Genomic DNA, 15224 nt, shown 5'->3' with positions numbered 1-15224 from the left:
TGTCGCTTGCCCAGGGTCGCTCAGTCCTTCGTGAGTCACGGTCGTCCTGCTTCCCAGGGTACGTGTGACGGGCACCGAAGGTTCCCGCAGGGGCACACCGGCGGGTGCGGCGGCGGGAGGACGGGCCCGCGCGAAGGCCCTCCGTTCCCGGTGTCCGGGTCCGGAGGGCCTGGTGCGCGCGGCGGCCGGAGCCCCGCCGGGGCGGCGGCCGGCGTGTCCGGCTACTTGACGACCGTGAGCGGCAGCAGCTTCTTCCCGGTCGGGCCGATCTGGATGGCGGTGTCCATCTGGGGGCAGACACCGCAGTCGAAGCACGGCGTCCAGCGGCAGTCCTCGACCTCGGTCTCGTCGAGCGCGTCCTGCCAGTCCTCCCAGAGCCAGTCCTTGTCCAGGCCGGAGTCCAGGTGGTCCCAGGGCAGGACCTCCTCGTAGGACCGCTCGCGGGTGGTGTACCAGTCGACGTCCACACCCTGCGGCGGGAGCGTCTTGCCGGCGCACTCCATCCAGCGGTCGTAGGAGAAGTACTCACGCCAGCCGTCGAAACGGCCGCCGTCCTCGTAGACGGCGCGGATGACGGCGCCGATCCGCCGGTCGCCGCGGGAGAGGAGGCCCTCGACGATGCCGGGCTTGCCGTCGTGGTAGCGGAAGCCGATGGAGCGGCCGTACTTCTTGTTGCCGCGGATCTTGTCGCGGAGCTTGGCCAGCCGCGCGTCGGTCTCCTCCGCGGAGAGCTGCGGGGCCCACTGGAAGGGGGTGTGCGGCTTGGGGACGAAGCCGCCGATGGAGACGGTGCAGCGGATGTCGTTGCTGCCGGAGACCTCCCGGCCCTTCGCGATGACGTTGACCGCCATGTCGCCGATCTGGAGGACGTCCTCGTCGGTCTCGGTGGGCAGGCCGCACATGAAGTACAGCTTCACCTGCCGCCAGCCGTTGCCGTAGGCGGTGGCGACCGTGCGGATCAGGTCCTCCTCCGAGACCATCTTGTTGATGACCTTGCGGATGCGCTCGGAGCCGCCCTCGGGGGCGAAGGTGAGGCCGGAGCGGCGGCCGTTGCGGGTGAGCTCGTTGGCCAGGTCGATGTTGAAGGCGTCGACCCGGGTGGAGGGCAGGGAGAGGCCGACCTTGTCCTCTTCGTACCGGTCGGCGAGGCCCTTGGCGATGTCCCCGATCTCGCTGTGGTCGGCCGAGGACAGGGAGAGCAGGCCGACCTCCTCGAAGCCGGTGTTCTTCAGGCCCTTCTCCACCATGTCGCCGATGCCGGTGATGCTCCGCTCCCGCACCGGGCGGGTGATCATGCCCGCCTGGCAGAAGCGGCAGCCCCGGGTGCAGCCGCGGAAGATCTCCACGGACATCCGCTCGTGCACGGTCTCGGCCAGCGGGACCAGCGGCTGCTTGGGGTACGGCCACTCGTCGAGGTCCATGACGGTGTGCTTGGACACCCGCCACGGCACTCCGGAGGCGTTGGGCACGACGCGGGCGATCCGGCCGTCCGGCAGGTACTCGACGTCGTAGAAGCGGGGGACGTACACCCCGCCGGTCCTGGCCAGCCGGAGGAGCAGTTCCTCGCGGCCGCCGGGCCGGCCCTCCGCCTTCCAGACCCGGATGGTCTCGGTGATGGTGAGCACGGCCTGCTCACCGTCGCCGATGACCGCGCAGTCGATGAACTCCGCGATCGGCTCGGGGTTGAAGGCGGCGTGGCCGCCCGCCAGGACGACCGGGTCGTCCTCGGTCCGGTCGGCGGCCGACAGCGGGATGCCGGCCAGGTCCAGGGCGGCCAGCATGTTGGTGTAGCCGAGCTCCGTGGAGAAGCTCAGGCCGAAGACGTCGAACGCCTTCACCGGGCGGTGCGCGTCCACGGTGAACTGCGGGACCCCGTTCTCCCGCATCAGCTTCTCGAGGTCGGGCCAGACGCTGTAGGTGCGTTCGGCGAGGACGCCCTCGCGCTCGTTGAGCACCTCGTAGAGGATCATGACGCCCTGGTTGGGCAGTCCGATCTCATAGGCGTCCGGGTACATGAGCGCCCAGCGGACGTCACAGGCATCCCAGTCCTTGACGGTGGAGTTGAGCTCTCCGCCGACGTACTGGATGGGCTTCTGAACATGCGGGAGAAGCGCTTCCAGGCGTGGGAAGACCGACTCGACAGGCATCGCGATGTCTCTCATGAGCGGATAGGGGGACCATCCAGCGTACCGCCCGTTCCGTACGGGCCGGACGCGCCGGCCGGACGGACCGGAAAGGGGGCGGCGCGGACGGGCATCAGGCCGAGAGAGGGCGCTGCACCTTGATGGACTGGAGCAGGCCGACCGCGATCCAGACCGCGAACATCGAGGTGCCGCCGTAGGAGACGAAGGGCAGCGGCAGGCCGGCGACCGGCATGATGCCCAGGGTCATCCCGATGTTCTCGAAGGACTGGAAGGCGAACCAGGCGATGATGCCGGCGGCGACGATCGTGCCGTACAGCTCGGTGGTGTCCCGGGCGATGCGGCAGGCGCGCCAGAGGATGACGCCGATCAGCAGGATGATGAGCCCGGCCCCGAGGAAGCCGAGTTCCTCGCCGGCCACGGTGAAGATGAAGTCGGTCTGCTGCTCCGGCACGAACTGGCCGGTGGTCTGGGTGCCGTTGAACAGCCCGGTGCCGCGGAGGCCGCCGGAGCCGATGGCGATCCGGGCCTGGTTGGTGTTGTAGCCGACACCGGCCGGGTCGAGCTCGGGGTTGGCGAAGGCGGCGAACCGGTTGATCTGGTACTCGTCGAGCACGCCGAGCTGCCAGACGAGGACGGCCCCGAGGGCGCCGGTGCCCATCAGCCCGAAGACCCAGCGGTTGGAGGCGCCGGAGGCGAGCAGCACGCCGAGCACTATCACCGCCATGACCATCACGGAGCCGAGGTCCGGCATCAGCATGATGACGGCCATCGGCAGGGCCGCGAGCGCGAGCGCCTGGACGACGGTCCGGTGATCGGGGTGGACCCGGTCACCCGCGTCCACCCGGGCGGCCAGCAGCATGGCCATGCCCAGGATGATGGTGACCTTGGTGAACTCGGACGGCTGGAGGGAGAAGCCCCCGATGTCGAGCCAGGCGTGCGCGCCGTTGATGGTCGTCCCCAGCGGTGTCAGCACGAGGGCGACCAGCAGCACGGAGAGTCCGTAGAGGATCGGCACCGCGCCGCGCAGGGTGCGGTGGCCGAGCCAGACGGTGCCCACCATGAGGGCGAAGCCGATACCGACGTTCACGGTGTGGCGCACCAGGAAGTCGTACGGGTCGCCGTTGTTGAGCTCGGTGCGGTTGCGGGTGGCCGACCACACCAGCAGCGAGCCGAGGCCGGAGAGCATCAGCGCGGCCAGCAGCATCGGCCAGTCGAGGCGGCGGAGTATCGAGTCGCGCGCGGTGAGCCGGCCCCAGGCGCCCTGCTGGGGGGTGTAGCGGCTGACGGAGAAGCCGAAGCCGTGTGCGGTCACTCGCCGCCCCTCCGTCCCGCCTTGGGCAGCGCGGCCGACTTGATCGAACCGTCCTCGCGGATCTCGGGCAGGTTCTTCTGGGGCTTGGGCAGCAGCGCCTTCTTCTTGTTGATGCCGCCCTTCTCGTCGATGCCGTAGAGGGCGTTGTAGATGTTGCGCACCGCGGGGCCGGAGGCGCCGGAGCCGGTGCCGCCCTGGGAGATCGTCATGACGATCGCGTAGTCCTCGGTGTACGTGGCGAACCAGGAGGTGGTCTGCTTGCCGTAGACCTCCGCGGTACCGGTCTTGGCGTGCATCGGGATCTTGTCCTGCGGCCAGCCGCCGAACCGCCAGGCGGCGGTGCCCCGGGTGGCGACGCCCTCGAGCGCCTTGTCGATCTGCCGCATCGTCTTCTTGCTCGCCGGCAGCTTGCCGCGCGCCTCGGGCTCGATCTCCTCGATCTCCTTGCCGTCGGGGCTCACGATCGCCTTGCCGACGGTCGGGGTGTGGAGGGTCCCGCCGTTGCTGATGGCCGCGTAGATGGACGCCATCTGGACGGGGGTGACGAGAGTGTCGCCCTGGCCGATGGAGTAGTTCACCGAGTCATAGGCGTGCAGCTTCATGCCCCCCAGGCAGTTCTCCCGGGAGAGCACGGTGACGTAGTCCTTCTTCTTGGGCCACTGCTTGGCGCGCTCGCACCAGTTCTCCTTGTTGGCCTTCCAGAAGTCCTTCTTCCACTGCCGGTCGGGAACGCGGCCGCTGACCTCGTTGGGGAGGTCGATGCCGGTCTTCTCGCCGAGCCCGAACTCGTGGGCGGTCTCGTAGAACCAGTCCTTGGCGTTCTTCTTCGGCTTGAGGCCGCCGTCCTTGCGCCACTCCTGGTGGGAGAGGCGGTAGAAGACGGTGTCGCAGGAGACCTCCAGCGCCCGGCCGAGGTCGATCATGCCGTGGTCCTGCGACTCGAAGTTCTTGAAGACCTGGTTGCCGATGCTGTACGAGCTGGTGCAGGCGTAGTTGCCGTTGAAGTCGTAGCCGGCCTTGACCGCGGCGGCGGTCGGGATGACCTTGAAGATCGAGCCGGGGGCGGCCTGGCCCTGGATCGCCCGGTTGAGCAGCGGGTAGTTGGACTTCTTGTTGGTCATCTTGGCGTAGTCCCTGCCGGAGATGCCGCCGACCCAGGCGTTGGGGTCGTAGTCCGGGTTGGAGGCCATGGCGACCACCCGGCCGGTCTTGGCCTCCATCACGACGACGGCGCCCGCGTCCGCCTCGTAGTTGCGGTTGGTGTTGCGGTCGTGCTGCTTGCGGGCTTCCTTCATGGCCTGGTGCAGTTCCTTCTCGGCGAGCGCCTGCACCCGGGCGTCGATGCTCGTGATCACGTTGTGCCCGGCCACGGCCGGGTCGCTCTCGGTCATGCCCATCACCCGGCCGAGCTTGTCCACCTCGTAGCGGGTGACACCGGCCTTGCCGCGCAGCCACTTGTCGTAGGACCGCTCCAGGCCGGAGCGGCCGACCTGGTCGGAGCGGAGGAAGGGCGAGTCGGTGTCCTCGGCCTCCTTGATCTCCTCGTCGGTGACCGGCGACAGATAGCCGAGGACCTGCGCGGTGTCGGCGCCGGCGGGCGCGGCGTAGCGGCGTACGGCGGTGGGTTCGGCGGTGATGCCGGGGAAGTCCTCGGCGCGCTCGCGGATCGTCAGCGCCTGCTGGGCCGTGGCCTCGTCGGTGATCGGGATGGGCTGGTAGGGGGAGCCGTTCCAGCAGGGCTGCTTGGTCTCGGCATCGCACAGGCGGACCTTCTCCAGGACCTCCCGGGGCTCCATGCCGAGCACCCCGGCGAGGCGGGTCAGCACGGCCTCGCCGTCGTCCCTCATCTTCAGCAGCTCGGTGCGGCTGGCGGAGACGACGAGACGGGTCTCGTTGTCGGCGAGCGGCACGCCGCGGGCGTCGAGGATGGAGCCGCGGACGGCCGGCTTGACGACCTGCTGGACGTGGTTGCCCGCGGCCTCGGCCGTGTACTCGTCGCCGTTGCGGATCTGGATGAACCAGAGCCGCCCGGCGAGGGTGGCGAGGAGGGAGAAGACCAGTATCTGGATGGCGATGAGCCGGATGGTGACACGGGAGGTCCGCCCGGTCTCCGGGATGTTGCTCATTGCGCTGCCCCCTGGGGTGCTGCTTCCGGCGGGGCCGTCCGCGCGGCTCGGCCGGGCCGGTCGTCGGGTCGTACGGGTGTGCCCGGGCGCGTCCTCACAGTCGCTTGACCCCCTTGACGCGGGTCGCCCGCACCTTGGCCGGCCGGCCGCCGCCGAGCAGTCCGCCGCGCTGGGTGCCGCCCAGCAGCCCGCCCCGCTGGCCGCCGATGCGGCCCCCGAACCGGCCGCCGCGTCCGGTGCCCAGCCGCTGCCCGGTGCCGGCGCTCAGCCAGTTGCCGTACGCGCCCTTGCCGCTGCCCGTGCCGCCGGCGGACTCCGCCAGCGGATCGCTCTCGGTGCGGCGGGCCAGCGCCATCACCCCGGGGACGACGAACGGTGCCAGCAGCAGGTCGTAGAGGGCCGCGGTGGCGAGGAGGCCGGCGAGGCCGACCTGGCGGGCGGAGGTGTCGCCGACGAGGGCGCCGACGCCCGCGTAGAGCAGGGTGGTGCCGACGGCCGCGAGGACGACGGCGAGCAGCGGGGCGGTGGCCGAGCGGAGCCGTCCGCTCTCGGGCTTGGCCAGGCCGGCGAGGTAGCCGATCACGCAGAGGACCAGGGCGTAGCGGCCGACTGCGTGGTCGGCCGGGGGCGCGAGGTCGGCGAGGAGCCCGGCGCCGAAGCCGATGAGGGCGCCGCTCACATGGCCGTAGACCAGGGCCAGCCCGAGGACCACCAGGAGGGTCAGGTCGGGGACGGCTCCGGGCAGCTGCAGCCGGGCGAGCACGCTCACCTGGAGGACGAGGGCGACGACGACGAGGGCCGCGGAGAGCAGGATCCGGTTGAGGCGCATCGGTCAGTTCCCGTCGGGAGCGGGGATGGAGGGCGTGGCGGTGACCGTCACCGTGGGGGTGGGCTTCGGCCCCTTCGGCTTGGGCGGCAGCACGGCGTCGCGCGGGTCCTTGCGCGGCGGCTTGACGACGACGCCGACGAGGTCGAGCCGGGTGAAGCCGACGAAGGGCCGGACCTGCACCGTACGGGTCAGCTCGCCCCGGGAGGGGTCGACGCGGGTGACCTCGCCCACGGGTACGCCGGCGACGAAGGGCTTGCCGCCCTGTGAGCCGAAGGTGACCATCCGGTCGCCCTTCTTGACCACGGTCTTTCCGTTGAGCAGCTGGACGCGGAGGTCGCGGCCGCCCTGGCCGGTGGCGAAGCCGAGTTCGCCGCTGCCCTCCAGCCGGGTGCCGACGGTGAAGTCGGGGTCGTTGGCGAGCAGCACGGTGGCGGTCGAGGGACCGACGGTGGTGACGCGTCCGACGAGGCCGTCGCCGTTGAGCACGGTCATGTCGCGGGCGATGCCGTCGTCACTGCCGACGTCGATGGTGACCGTCCAGGAGAAGCCCTGGGCCGCTCCTATGGCGATGACCTGGGCGCCCTTGACGCTGTACTGGCCTGCGCCGGCGGTCCTGAGGATCTTGTCCAGTTCGGCGGCCCGGCCGCGGGTGCGGGCGTCGCTGCCGAGTCTGAGCTTCAGCGCGGCGTTCTCCCGTTCCAGGGCCGCGATACGGCTGTGCCGCTCGCCCGAGTCGCGGACGGCGCCGATGGCGTTGCCGATCGGGTCGACGGCGGACGCGACCCCGTTCTCCACCGGCCCGAAGGCCGATGCGGCGGCCTGCCGGGCGCCGCCCAGCGGTGACTCCTCGCCGCCGCGGATGTCCACCGTGATCAGTGCGAACGCGATGGCGATCAGCAGCACCAGGAGCAGCCGGCTCTCTCGTGTGTCCCTCACGTGCGGCGGCGTGCCTTCCTCATCGGACCGGTCGGCGGCGGGCCGGGTATCCGGTCATCATCGGGAGCTGTGGGCCCGGGCTGGCCGGGGTCCGGAAGCGGGTTCCGGACGGTGGAACGGGATGGGGGTCCGCGGTGTGCGCGGCCCCCGGGGACCGGCGGTGGGTGACACGCCGGCCGGGAACCGGCGCGGCGCGTCACCCGGGGTCTAGCGGCGGGGCTGGGAGTCCAGCACCTGCTGGAGCGCCTCGAACTCCTCCACGCACTTGCCCGAGCCGAGCGCGACGGAGTCGAGGGGGTTCTCGGCGATGTGGATCGGCATGCCCGTCTCCTGGCGCAGCCGTTCGTCGAGCCCGCGGAGCAGGGCGCCGCCGCCGGTGAGGACGATGCCGCGGTCCATGATGTCGCCGGACAGCTCCGGCGGGCACTTGTCGAGGGTGGTCTTGACGGCGTCGACGATGGAGTGGACGGGCTCCTCCATGGCCTTGCGGACCTCGCCGGAGGAGATGACCACGGTCTTCGGCAGACCGCTGACGAGGTCCCGGCCCCGGATCTCGGTGTGCTCGTCCTCGCCGGAGTCGAAGGCGGAGCCGATGGTGATCTTGATGTTCTCGGCCGAGCGCTCACCGAGGAGGAGGCTGTACTCCTTCTTGATGTGCTGGATGATCGCGTTGTCGAGCTCGTCCCCCGCGACCCGGATCGACTGGGCGGTGACGATGCCGCCGAGGGAGATCACGGCGACCTCGGTGGTGCCGCCGCCGATGTCCACGACCATGTTGCCGGTGGCCTCGTGGACCGGGAGGCCGGAGCCGATCGCGGCGGCCATCGGCTCCTCGATGATGTGCACCTGCCGGGCACCGGCCTGCGTGGACGCCTCGATCACGGCGCGGCGCTCGACCCCGGTGATCCCGGACGGCACGCAGACCACCACCCGCGGGCGGGCCAGATAGCGCCGCTTGTGGATCTTGAGGATGAAGTAGCGGAGCATCCGCTCGGTGATCTCGAAGTCGGCGATGACGCCGTCCTTGAGCGGGCGGACGGCGACGATGTTCCCGGGGGTGCGGCCGATCATCTTCTTCGCCTCGGCGCCGACCGCCAGAATTCCGCCGGTATTCGTGTTGATGGCGACGACCGAGGGCTCATTGAGGACGATGCCGCGGCCTCGGACATACACCAGGGTGTTCGCGGTGCCGAGGTCGACAGCCATGTCACGGCCGATGAACGACATGTTGTTCCCCATGAGGATATGTCTGGCCTTCCCAGCTGGAAATGATGACTTTTGAGGTCAGGCGGGGTGAGCACGGTGGGTGTGAAGCTTCCATCGTAGTCACGACCGCGGCAGCTCCGCGCGACGGCCCTCCCATTGTCGGGGGAAGGAATGCCTGCCTCTGTAATGCTGACGTCGTGTCGGAGTGATGGGTTCCCCTCCGGGACCGCGCATATGCCGAGGGGCGGCCGGTTTCCTCGGCCGCCCCAGGTCACGCGGGGGTTACCACTGACAGCACGTCAGGTTCGAAAACGCCGCGGGAGGCTCACGCCGCCCCGGGGAAGAACAGCTTGAACTCGCGCTCCGCGGACTCCTCGGAGTCCGAGGCGTGGATGAGGTTCTCCCGCACGATGGTGCCGAAATCGCCGCGGATGCTGCCCGGCCCGGCGGCGATCGGGTCGGTCGGTCCGGCCAGCGCGCGGACGCCCTCGACGACCCGTTCCCCCTCGACGGCCAGCACCACGACCGGGCCGGAGGACATGAACTCCACCAGCGGCTCGTAGAACGGCTTGCCGACGTGCTCGCCGTAGTGCTGCTCCAGCACCTCGCGGCTCAGCTCGCGCAGCTCCAGCGCGCTGATCCGCCAGCCCGCCTTCCGCTCGATACGGCCGATGATCTCGCCGATCAGGTTCCTCCTGACCGCGTCCGGCTTGAGGATGACGAGCGTGCGCTGGCTCACGGTACGGGCTCCTTCGAATCTGCGGGTGCGGGGTGGCACGAGGCTACAGGGGCGGCCGCCGCCGCGGTCACGCCGCGTCGGTTCCGGCCCGCCCCGGAGTCCCCGCCACCACGGAACCCCCGCCGCGGGAGCCGCCGGACGGGGCCGGTCAGACCGCGGCGCTCGCGGCGTGCCGGGCCTTCGCCTCGTCGATCTTGTGGCCGTAGTGCACCGAGGCCCACCACAGGCCCGCGAAGACCGCGCCGAGGAAGAACATCATCGGCACCACCACGCCACTGGCGATCAGCGCCGCCTGCAGCGCCCAGCCGGTTCCCACCGCGCCCGGCCGGGACAGCACACCGGCCAGGGCCAGGCAGAGCACCATCGCGGTGCCGCTCACCGTCCAGACGAGGCCGGCGGAGAGGTCCGAGGTCCGCATCGCGACCAGCCCCGCGAAGCCGATCACGAAGAACTCACCGATCAGCGTGCTCGCACACAGCGTCCGCATCGCTCAGCCCCTGCCCTTCCCCAGCAGCAGCCGGGCCTCGCCCACCGTGATCACGGAACCCGTCACCAGCACACCCGCGGCGGCGAACTCGCCGCCCTCCTCCGCCAGGGTGATCGCGGCCTCCAGCGCGTCGTCCAGCCGGGGTTCGACCTGCACCCGGTCCTCACCGAACACCTCGACGGCGAGCGCCGCCAGTTCGTCCACGTCCATGGCCCGGTGGGTGGAGTTGCGGGTCACCACGACCTCGTGGAACACCGGTTCGAAGGCCTCCAGCAGGCCCTTGACGTCCTTCTCCGCGCTCGGGCCGACCACGCCGATCAGCCGGCTGAAGCCGAACGCCTCGGTGACCGTCCCCGCCGCCGCGCGGGCCCCCGCCGGGTTGTGCGCCGCGTCCAGCACGACCGTCGGGCTCTTCCGCACGATCTCCATCCGGCCCGGCGAGACCACCGAGGCGAAGGCCGTGCGGATCGTCTCGGCGTCCAGCGTGCGGGCGTGCTCGGAGCCGATGCCGAAGAACGCCTCGACGGCCGCCAGCGCGACCGCCGCGTTGTGCGCCTGGTGCGCGCCGTGCAGCGGCAGGAAGATCTCCGGGTACTCGCCGCCGAGGCCGCGCAGCGACACCAGCTGCCCGCCGACCGCGATCTCGCGGCCGGTCACGCCGAACTCCATGCCCTCGCGGGCCACGGTGGCGTCCACCTCCACGGCCTTCTTGAGCATCGCCTGCGCGGCGTCCACCGGCTGCTGGGCGAGGACGACCGTGGCTCCCTGCTTGATGATCCCGGCCTTCTCCACGGCGATCTCGCCGGGCGAGCCGCCGAGCCGGTCGGTGTGGTCGAGGTCGATGGGCGTGACGACGGCGACGCCGGCGTCGATGACGTTGGTGGCGTCCCAGCTGCCGCCCATGCCGACCTCGACGACCGCGACGTCCACGGGGGCGTCGGCGAAGGCAGCGAAGGCCATGCCGGTGAGCACCTCGAAGAAGGAGAGCCGGTGCTCCTGCGCGGTGTCGACCATCTCCACGAACGGCAGGAGATCACGGTAGGTCTCGATGAACTTCTCCGCGGCGACGGGGCCGCCGTCGATGCTGATGCGCTCGGTCACCGACTGGACGTGCGGGCTGGTGTAGCGCCCGGTGCGCAGGTCGAAGGCGGTCAGCAGGGCCTCGATCATGCGGGCGGTGCTGGTCTTGCCGTTGGTGCCGGTGATGTGGATCGACGGATAGGAGCGCTGCGGCTCACCGAGGACGTCCATCAGTGCGCTGATGCGGGTGAGGGACGGCTCCAGCTTCGTCTCCGGCCAGCGGCCCGCCAGCTCGGTCTCGACCTCGCGGAGCAGACGGTCGGTCTCCGGGTCCTCCGGGCGGGCGGGGGCCTCGTCGGCCACGGGCGGACCGGCCTGGGTGCGCAGGGTGCGGCTCCCGGCCTCGATCACCGCCAGGTCCGGATCGCGGCCGGTCTCCGCCTCGACGATCTTCTCGAAGGGGTCGTCGGGTTCGTCGGGCTCGGGATTCCCGTGCGGGGCGCGCTCACTCACGGGGGTCAGTCTACGGAGCCGCGGAGGTGCCCGGGTCCGACCGGGCAGTGCTCCCGGTCACCCCCGCCGCGGCGCGCCCGGCGGCCCGCCACCACCAGCTGACGCGGGGGACGGGCGTACGGAACGCCGCGTCCCCCGCACCCGGCGGACGGCCGGGTGCGGGGGACGGTGCGGTCCGGCCGCCGGTCAGCCCTGCGGAAGGCCCGCGAGCTGGGCGGTGATGCGCTCGATGTCCGCCTCGGCGGTGCTCAGCCGGGTGCGGATCTTGTCCACCACGTGGTCCGGGGCGTTGGCCAGGAACGCGCCGTTGCCGAGCTTCGCCGTGGCCTGGGCCTTCTCCTTCTCGGCGGCGGCCAGGTCCTTGGTGAGCCGCTTCCGCTCGGCCGCCACGTCGATCGTGCCGGAGAGGTCCAGCGCGACCGTGGCGCCCGCGACCGGCAGGGTGGCGGTGGACGTGAAGCCCTCCCCCTCCGGCTGGAGGCGGAGCAGCTGCCGGATGGCGGGCTCGTGCCCGGCGAGGTCCGTGCCCGCCAGGTCCAGCCGGGCGGGGACCTTCTGGCCGGGCTGGAGCCCCTGGTCGGCGCGGAACCGGCGGACCTCGGTGACCACCTGCTGGACCGTCCCGATCTCCCGCTCGGCGGCGGCGTCGCGGAAGCCGCTGTCCGTGGGCCACTCGGCGATGACGACCGACTCGCGGCCGGTCAGGGTGGTCCACAGCGTCTCGGTGACGAACGGGATCACCGGGTGCAGCAGACGCAGCGTGACGTCGAGGACCTCGCCCAGGACCCGGCGGGAGACCTCGGCGGCGGGGCCGCCGGCCTGGAAGACCGTCTTGGTCAGCTCGACATACCAGTCGAAGACCTCGTCCCAGGCGAAGTGGAAGAGGGTGTCGCTGAGCTTGGCGAACTGGTAGTCGTCGTAGTAGGCGTCGACCTCGGCGACGACCGCGTTCAGCCGGGAGAGGATCCAGCGGTCGGCCGCCGACCGGCGCTCCACCGCGGGGAGTCCGCCCTCGACCGTGGCACCGTTCATCAGCGCGAAGCGGGTGGCGTTCCAGATCTTGTTGGCGAAGTTGCGGGACGCCTGGACCCAGTCCTCGCCGATGGGGACGTCGACCCCGGGGTTGGCGCCGCGGGCCAGGGTGAAGCGGACGGCGTCGGAGCCGTACTTGTCCATCCAGTCCAGCGGGTTGACCGCGTTGCCGAAGGACTTCGACATCTTCTTGCCGAACTGGTCGCGCACCATGCCGTGCAGGGCGATGGTGTGGAACGGCGGGGTGCCGTCCATCGCGTACAGGCCGAACATCATCATCCGGGCGACCCAGAAGAAGAGGATGTCGTAGCCGGTGACCAGAACCGAGTTGGGATAGAACTTCTCGAGGCTCTCGGTCCGTTCGGGCCAGCCGAGGGTGGAGAACGGCCAGAGGCCGGAGGAGAACCAGGTGTCCAGGACGTCGCTGTCCTGCTGCCAGCCCTCGCCGGAGGGCGGCTGCTCGTCCGGGCCGACGCAGACCGTCTCGCCGTTCGGGCCGTACCAGACCGGGATGCGGTGGCCCCACCACAGCTGCCGCGAGATGCACCAGTCGTGGAGGTTGTCGACCCAGCCGAAGTAGCGGGACTCCATCTCCTTGGGGTGGATGGCGACCCGGCCGTCGCGGACGGCGTCGCCCGCGGCCTTCGCCAGCGGGCCGACCCTGACCCACCACTGCATCGACAGCCGCGGCTCGATGGTCGTCTTGCAGCGCGAGCAGTGGCCGACGGAGTGCGTGTACGGGCGCTTCTCCGCGGTGATCCGGCCCTCGGCGCGCAGCGCGGCGACGATGGCGCTGCGCGCTTCCAGCCGGTCCAGCCCCTGGAACGGGCCGTGCGCGGTGATGACCGCGTGCTCGTCCATGACCGTGAGGTTGGGCAGGTCGTGCCGCCGGCCGATCTCGAAGTCGTTCGGGTCGTGGGCGGGCGTCACCTTGACGGCACCGGTGCCGAACTCCGGGTCGACGTGCTCGTCGGCGACGACCGGGATGCGGCGGCCGGTGAGCGGCAGTTCGATCTCGGTGCCGACGAGGTGGCGGTAGCGGTCGTCGTCCGGGTGGACGGCGACGGCGGTGTCGCCGAGCATCGTCTCCGCGCGGGTGGTGGCGACGACGATGGAGTTCTCGCCCTCGCCGTAGCGGATGGAGACCAGCTCGCCCTCGTCGTCCTGGTATTCGACCTCGATGTCCGAGATGGCGGTGAGGCAGCGCGGGCACCAGTTGATGATGCGTTCGGCGCGGTAGATCAGCTCGTCGTCGTAGAGCCGCTTGAAGATGGTCTGGACGGCGCGGGAGAGGCCCTCGTCCATGGTGAAGCGCTCGCGGGACCAGGCGACGCCGTCACCCAGGCGCTTCATCTGGCCGGAGATCTGCCCGCCGGACTCGGCCTTCCACTTCCAGACCCGCTCGGTGAACGCCTCGCGGCCCAGGTCGTGCCGGGACTTGCCCTCCTTGGCCAGCTCGCGCTCGACGACGTTCTGCGTGGCGATGCCGGCGTGGTCCATGCCGGGCTGCCACAGCGTCTCGTAGCCCTGCATCCGCTTGCGGCGGGTGAGGGCGTCGATCAGCGTGTGCTCGAACGCGTGGCCGAGGTGGAGGGAGCCGGTGACGTTGGGCGGGGGGATGACGATGGTGTAGGGCTCTTTGCCGCTCTTCGCGTCCGCCTCGAAGTAACCCCGTTCTACCCAGCGCTCGTAGAGCGGCCCCTCCGCGTCGGCCGGTGCGTACTGGGTCGGCAGGTTGGCGGGGGCGCTGCTGTGGGCCCCGGTCCCGGGGCGCTGGGAGTTGTCGGTCACGACCGTCAGTCTAAGGGCGGGGCCAGTGCTGTTACGAACCCGTTGCCGCCCCGGGGTAAAGCCCGCATAAGTCGTCGGGGAGGATGAGCCCAACTGTTCTGTGCACCGAGGGGGATCCATGAGCCACCACCAGCCGCCACCGCAGCCGGGCCGGTACGGGGGCGGCACGCCCGGCCCGTACGGCCCGGGCGGTGCGGCCGGAGCCCCGGGTCCCGGCCACCCGCCGCAGGCCCCGGGCCAGGTGCCCCCGCAGGGCTACGGGTATCCGCACCAGGGCGGCCCGCAGCCCGGACCGTACGGTCAGCCGCCGCAGCCGGGCCCGTACGGCGGCGCGCCGGGCCCGTACGGTCAGCAGCCCGGCGGCCCGCAGCCGCCCTACGGACAGCCGCAGCCGTACGGCCAGGTGCCGCCGCCCCCGCCGGGCGGCGGACGGGGCAAGCGGACCGGCCTCGTCATCGGCGCCGCGGTGGCGGTCGCCGCGATCGTCGCCGGTGTCGTCTTCTTCACCGGCGGTGCCGACGACAGCGGTCCGCACAAGCTGACGACCCCGCAGACGGTCGCCGGGGAGTACGAGCGCAAGGGTGAGGGCAGGAACGACTCCGGCGTCTCCGGCAAGGACCGGAAATCGCTCGACCAGCTTCCCGGCGTCAAGGACCCGCGTCCGGTCCAGGCCGAGTACACGACGGCCTCCAAGAAGCAGATGCTGTTCACCGGTGTCTGGGGCACGATCGACAACCCCGAACAGGTCATCGACGCCATGTTCACCGTCCTGCGGACGATGGCCGAGGACGAGGGGACCGTCGAGGTTCTCGGCAGCCCCGAGGAGGCCGAGCCCGACGGCCTGGGCAGCGCCGTCATGAAGTGCCAGAAGTTCAAGACGACCAACGACGATCCGAACGCTCCCGTGAAGGAGGCCGAGCTCCCCGTGTGCATCTGGGCCGACTCCAGCACGGTCGGCGGCGTCATGGTCATCGATCCGCTGGCCGTGCTCGCGGGCAAGGCGGATCTCGGCGCCGTCGCGGAGACCGCGGCCAAGGTGCGCACAGACGCCCGGGTCAAGCTCGACCAGTGATCCGCCCCGGGGAGAGG

Annotated in this window: 11 protein-coding genes; 1 reads left to right on the top strand and 10 read right to left on the bottom strand. The window is 71.0% G+C overall.

All coding sequences use genetic code 11. The annotated features are described in order from the left end of the window. Positions 1–221: 221 nt before the first annotated feature. The 10 genes from LIX60_RS22255 to LIX60_RS22210 all read right to left on the bottom strand — a co-directional run bounded on the left by LIX60_RS22255 (position 222) and on the right by LIX60_RS22210 (position 14135). Entirely contained in the window at positions 222–2147 is a 1926-nt protein-coding gene (locus LIX60_RS22255) for a TIGR03960 family B12-binding radical SAM protein (RefSeq protein ID WP_227962866.1), read from the bottom strand. A 109-nt stretch (positions 2148–2256) separates the two neighbouring features. Then, positions 2257–3456 (bottom strand): rod shape-determining protein RodA, encoded by a 1200-nt coding sequence (rodA, locus tag LIX60_RS22250; protein WP_227960064.1) that lies wholly within the window; start codon positions 3454–3456, stop codon positions 2257–2259. Next, complete coding sequence (mrdA, locus tag LIX60_RS22245; RefSeq protein ID WP_227960063.1) at positions 3453–5582, bottom strand: penicillin-binding protein 2; 2130 nt, start codon at positions 5580–5582, stop codon at positions 3453–3455. Before mrdA ends, rodA begins: the two co-directional genes overlap by 4 nt. Before the next feature lie 94 nt (positions 5583–5676). Then, positions 5677–6411: a rod shape-determining protein MreD gene (gene mreD, locus LIX60_RS22240; protein ID WP_227960062.1), complete on the bottom strand. Its 735-nt coding sequence runs from the start codon at positions 6409–6411 to the stop codon at positions 5677–5679. 3 nt (positions 6412–6414) lie between these two features. Continuing rightward, positions 6415–7347, bottom strand: a complete 933-nt coding sequence (gene mreC, locus LIX60_RS22235; protein ID WP_227960061.1) for a rod shape-determining protein MreC — start codon at positions 7345–7347, stop codon at positions 6415–6417. Positions 7348–7554: 207 nt separating this feature from the next. After that, positions 7555–8574 (bottom strand): rod shape-determining protein, encoded by a 1020-nt coding sequence (locus LIX60_RS22230; protein WP_039821277.1) that lies wholly within the window; start codon positions 8572–8574, stop codon positions 7555–7557. A gap of 304 nt (positions 8575–8878) precedes the next feature. After that, a complete protein-coding gene (gene ndk, locus LIX60_RS22225; RefSeq protein WP_227960060.1) occupies positions 8879–9292 on the bottom strand; it encodes a nucleoside-diphosphate kinase in 414 nt (137 codons plus the stop codon). Between the two features lie 148 nt (positions 9293–9440). Beyond that, complete coding sequence (locus LIX60_RS22220) at positions 9441–9779, bottom strand: DUF4233 domain-containing protein (RefSeq protein ID WP_227960059.1); 339 nt, start codon at positions 9777–9779, stop codon at positions 9441–9443. Positions 9780–9782: 3 nt separating this feature from the next. Then, a complete protein-coding gene (locus LIX60_RS22215; protein ID WP_227960058.1) occupies positions 9783–11312 on the bottom strand; it encodes a folylpolyglutamate synthase/dihydrofolate synthase family protein in 1530 nt (509 codons plus the stop codon). A gap of 186 nt (positions 11313–11498) precedes the next feature. Continuing rightward, positions 11499–14135: a valine--tRNA ligase gene (locus LIX60_RS22210; RefSeq protein ID WP_227960057.1), complete on the bottom strand. Its 2637-nt coding sequence runs from the start codon at positions 14133–14135 to the stop codon at positions 11499–11501. 118 nt (positions 14136–14253) lie between these two features. Here LIX60_RS22210 and LIX60_RS22205 point away from each other — a divergent pair, with 118 nt between their 5' ends. Continuing rightward, complete coding sequence (locus LIX60_RS22205; protein WP_227960056.1) at positions 14254–15207, top strand: hypothetical protein; 954 nt, start codon at positions 14254–14256, stop codon at positions 15205–15207. The last annotated feature ends 17 nt before the right edge of the window (positions 15208–15224 follow it).

The organism is Streptomyces sp. S07_1.15, assembly GCF_020739505.1.
Lineage (GTDB): Bacteria > Actinomycetota > Actinomycetes > Streptomycetales > Streptomycetaceae > Streptomyces > Streptomyces xinghaiensis.
The sequence above is the reverse complement of the archived record's forward strand: the minus strand, read 5'-3'. Positions and strand labels throughout refer to the sequence as shown.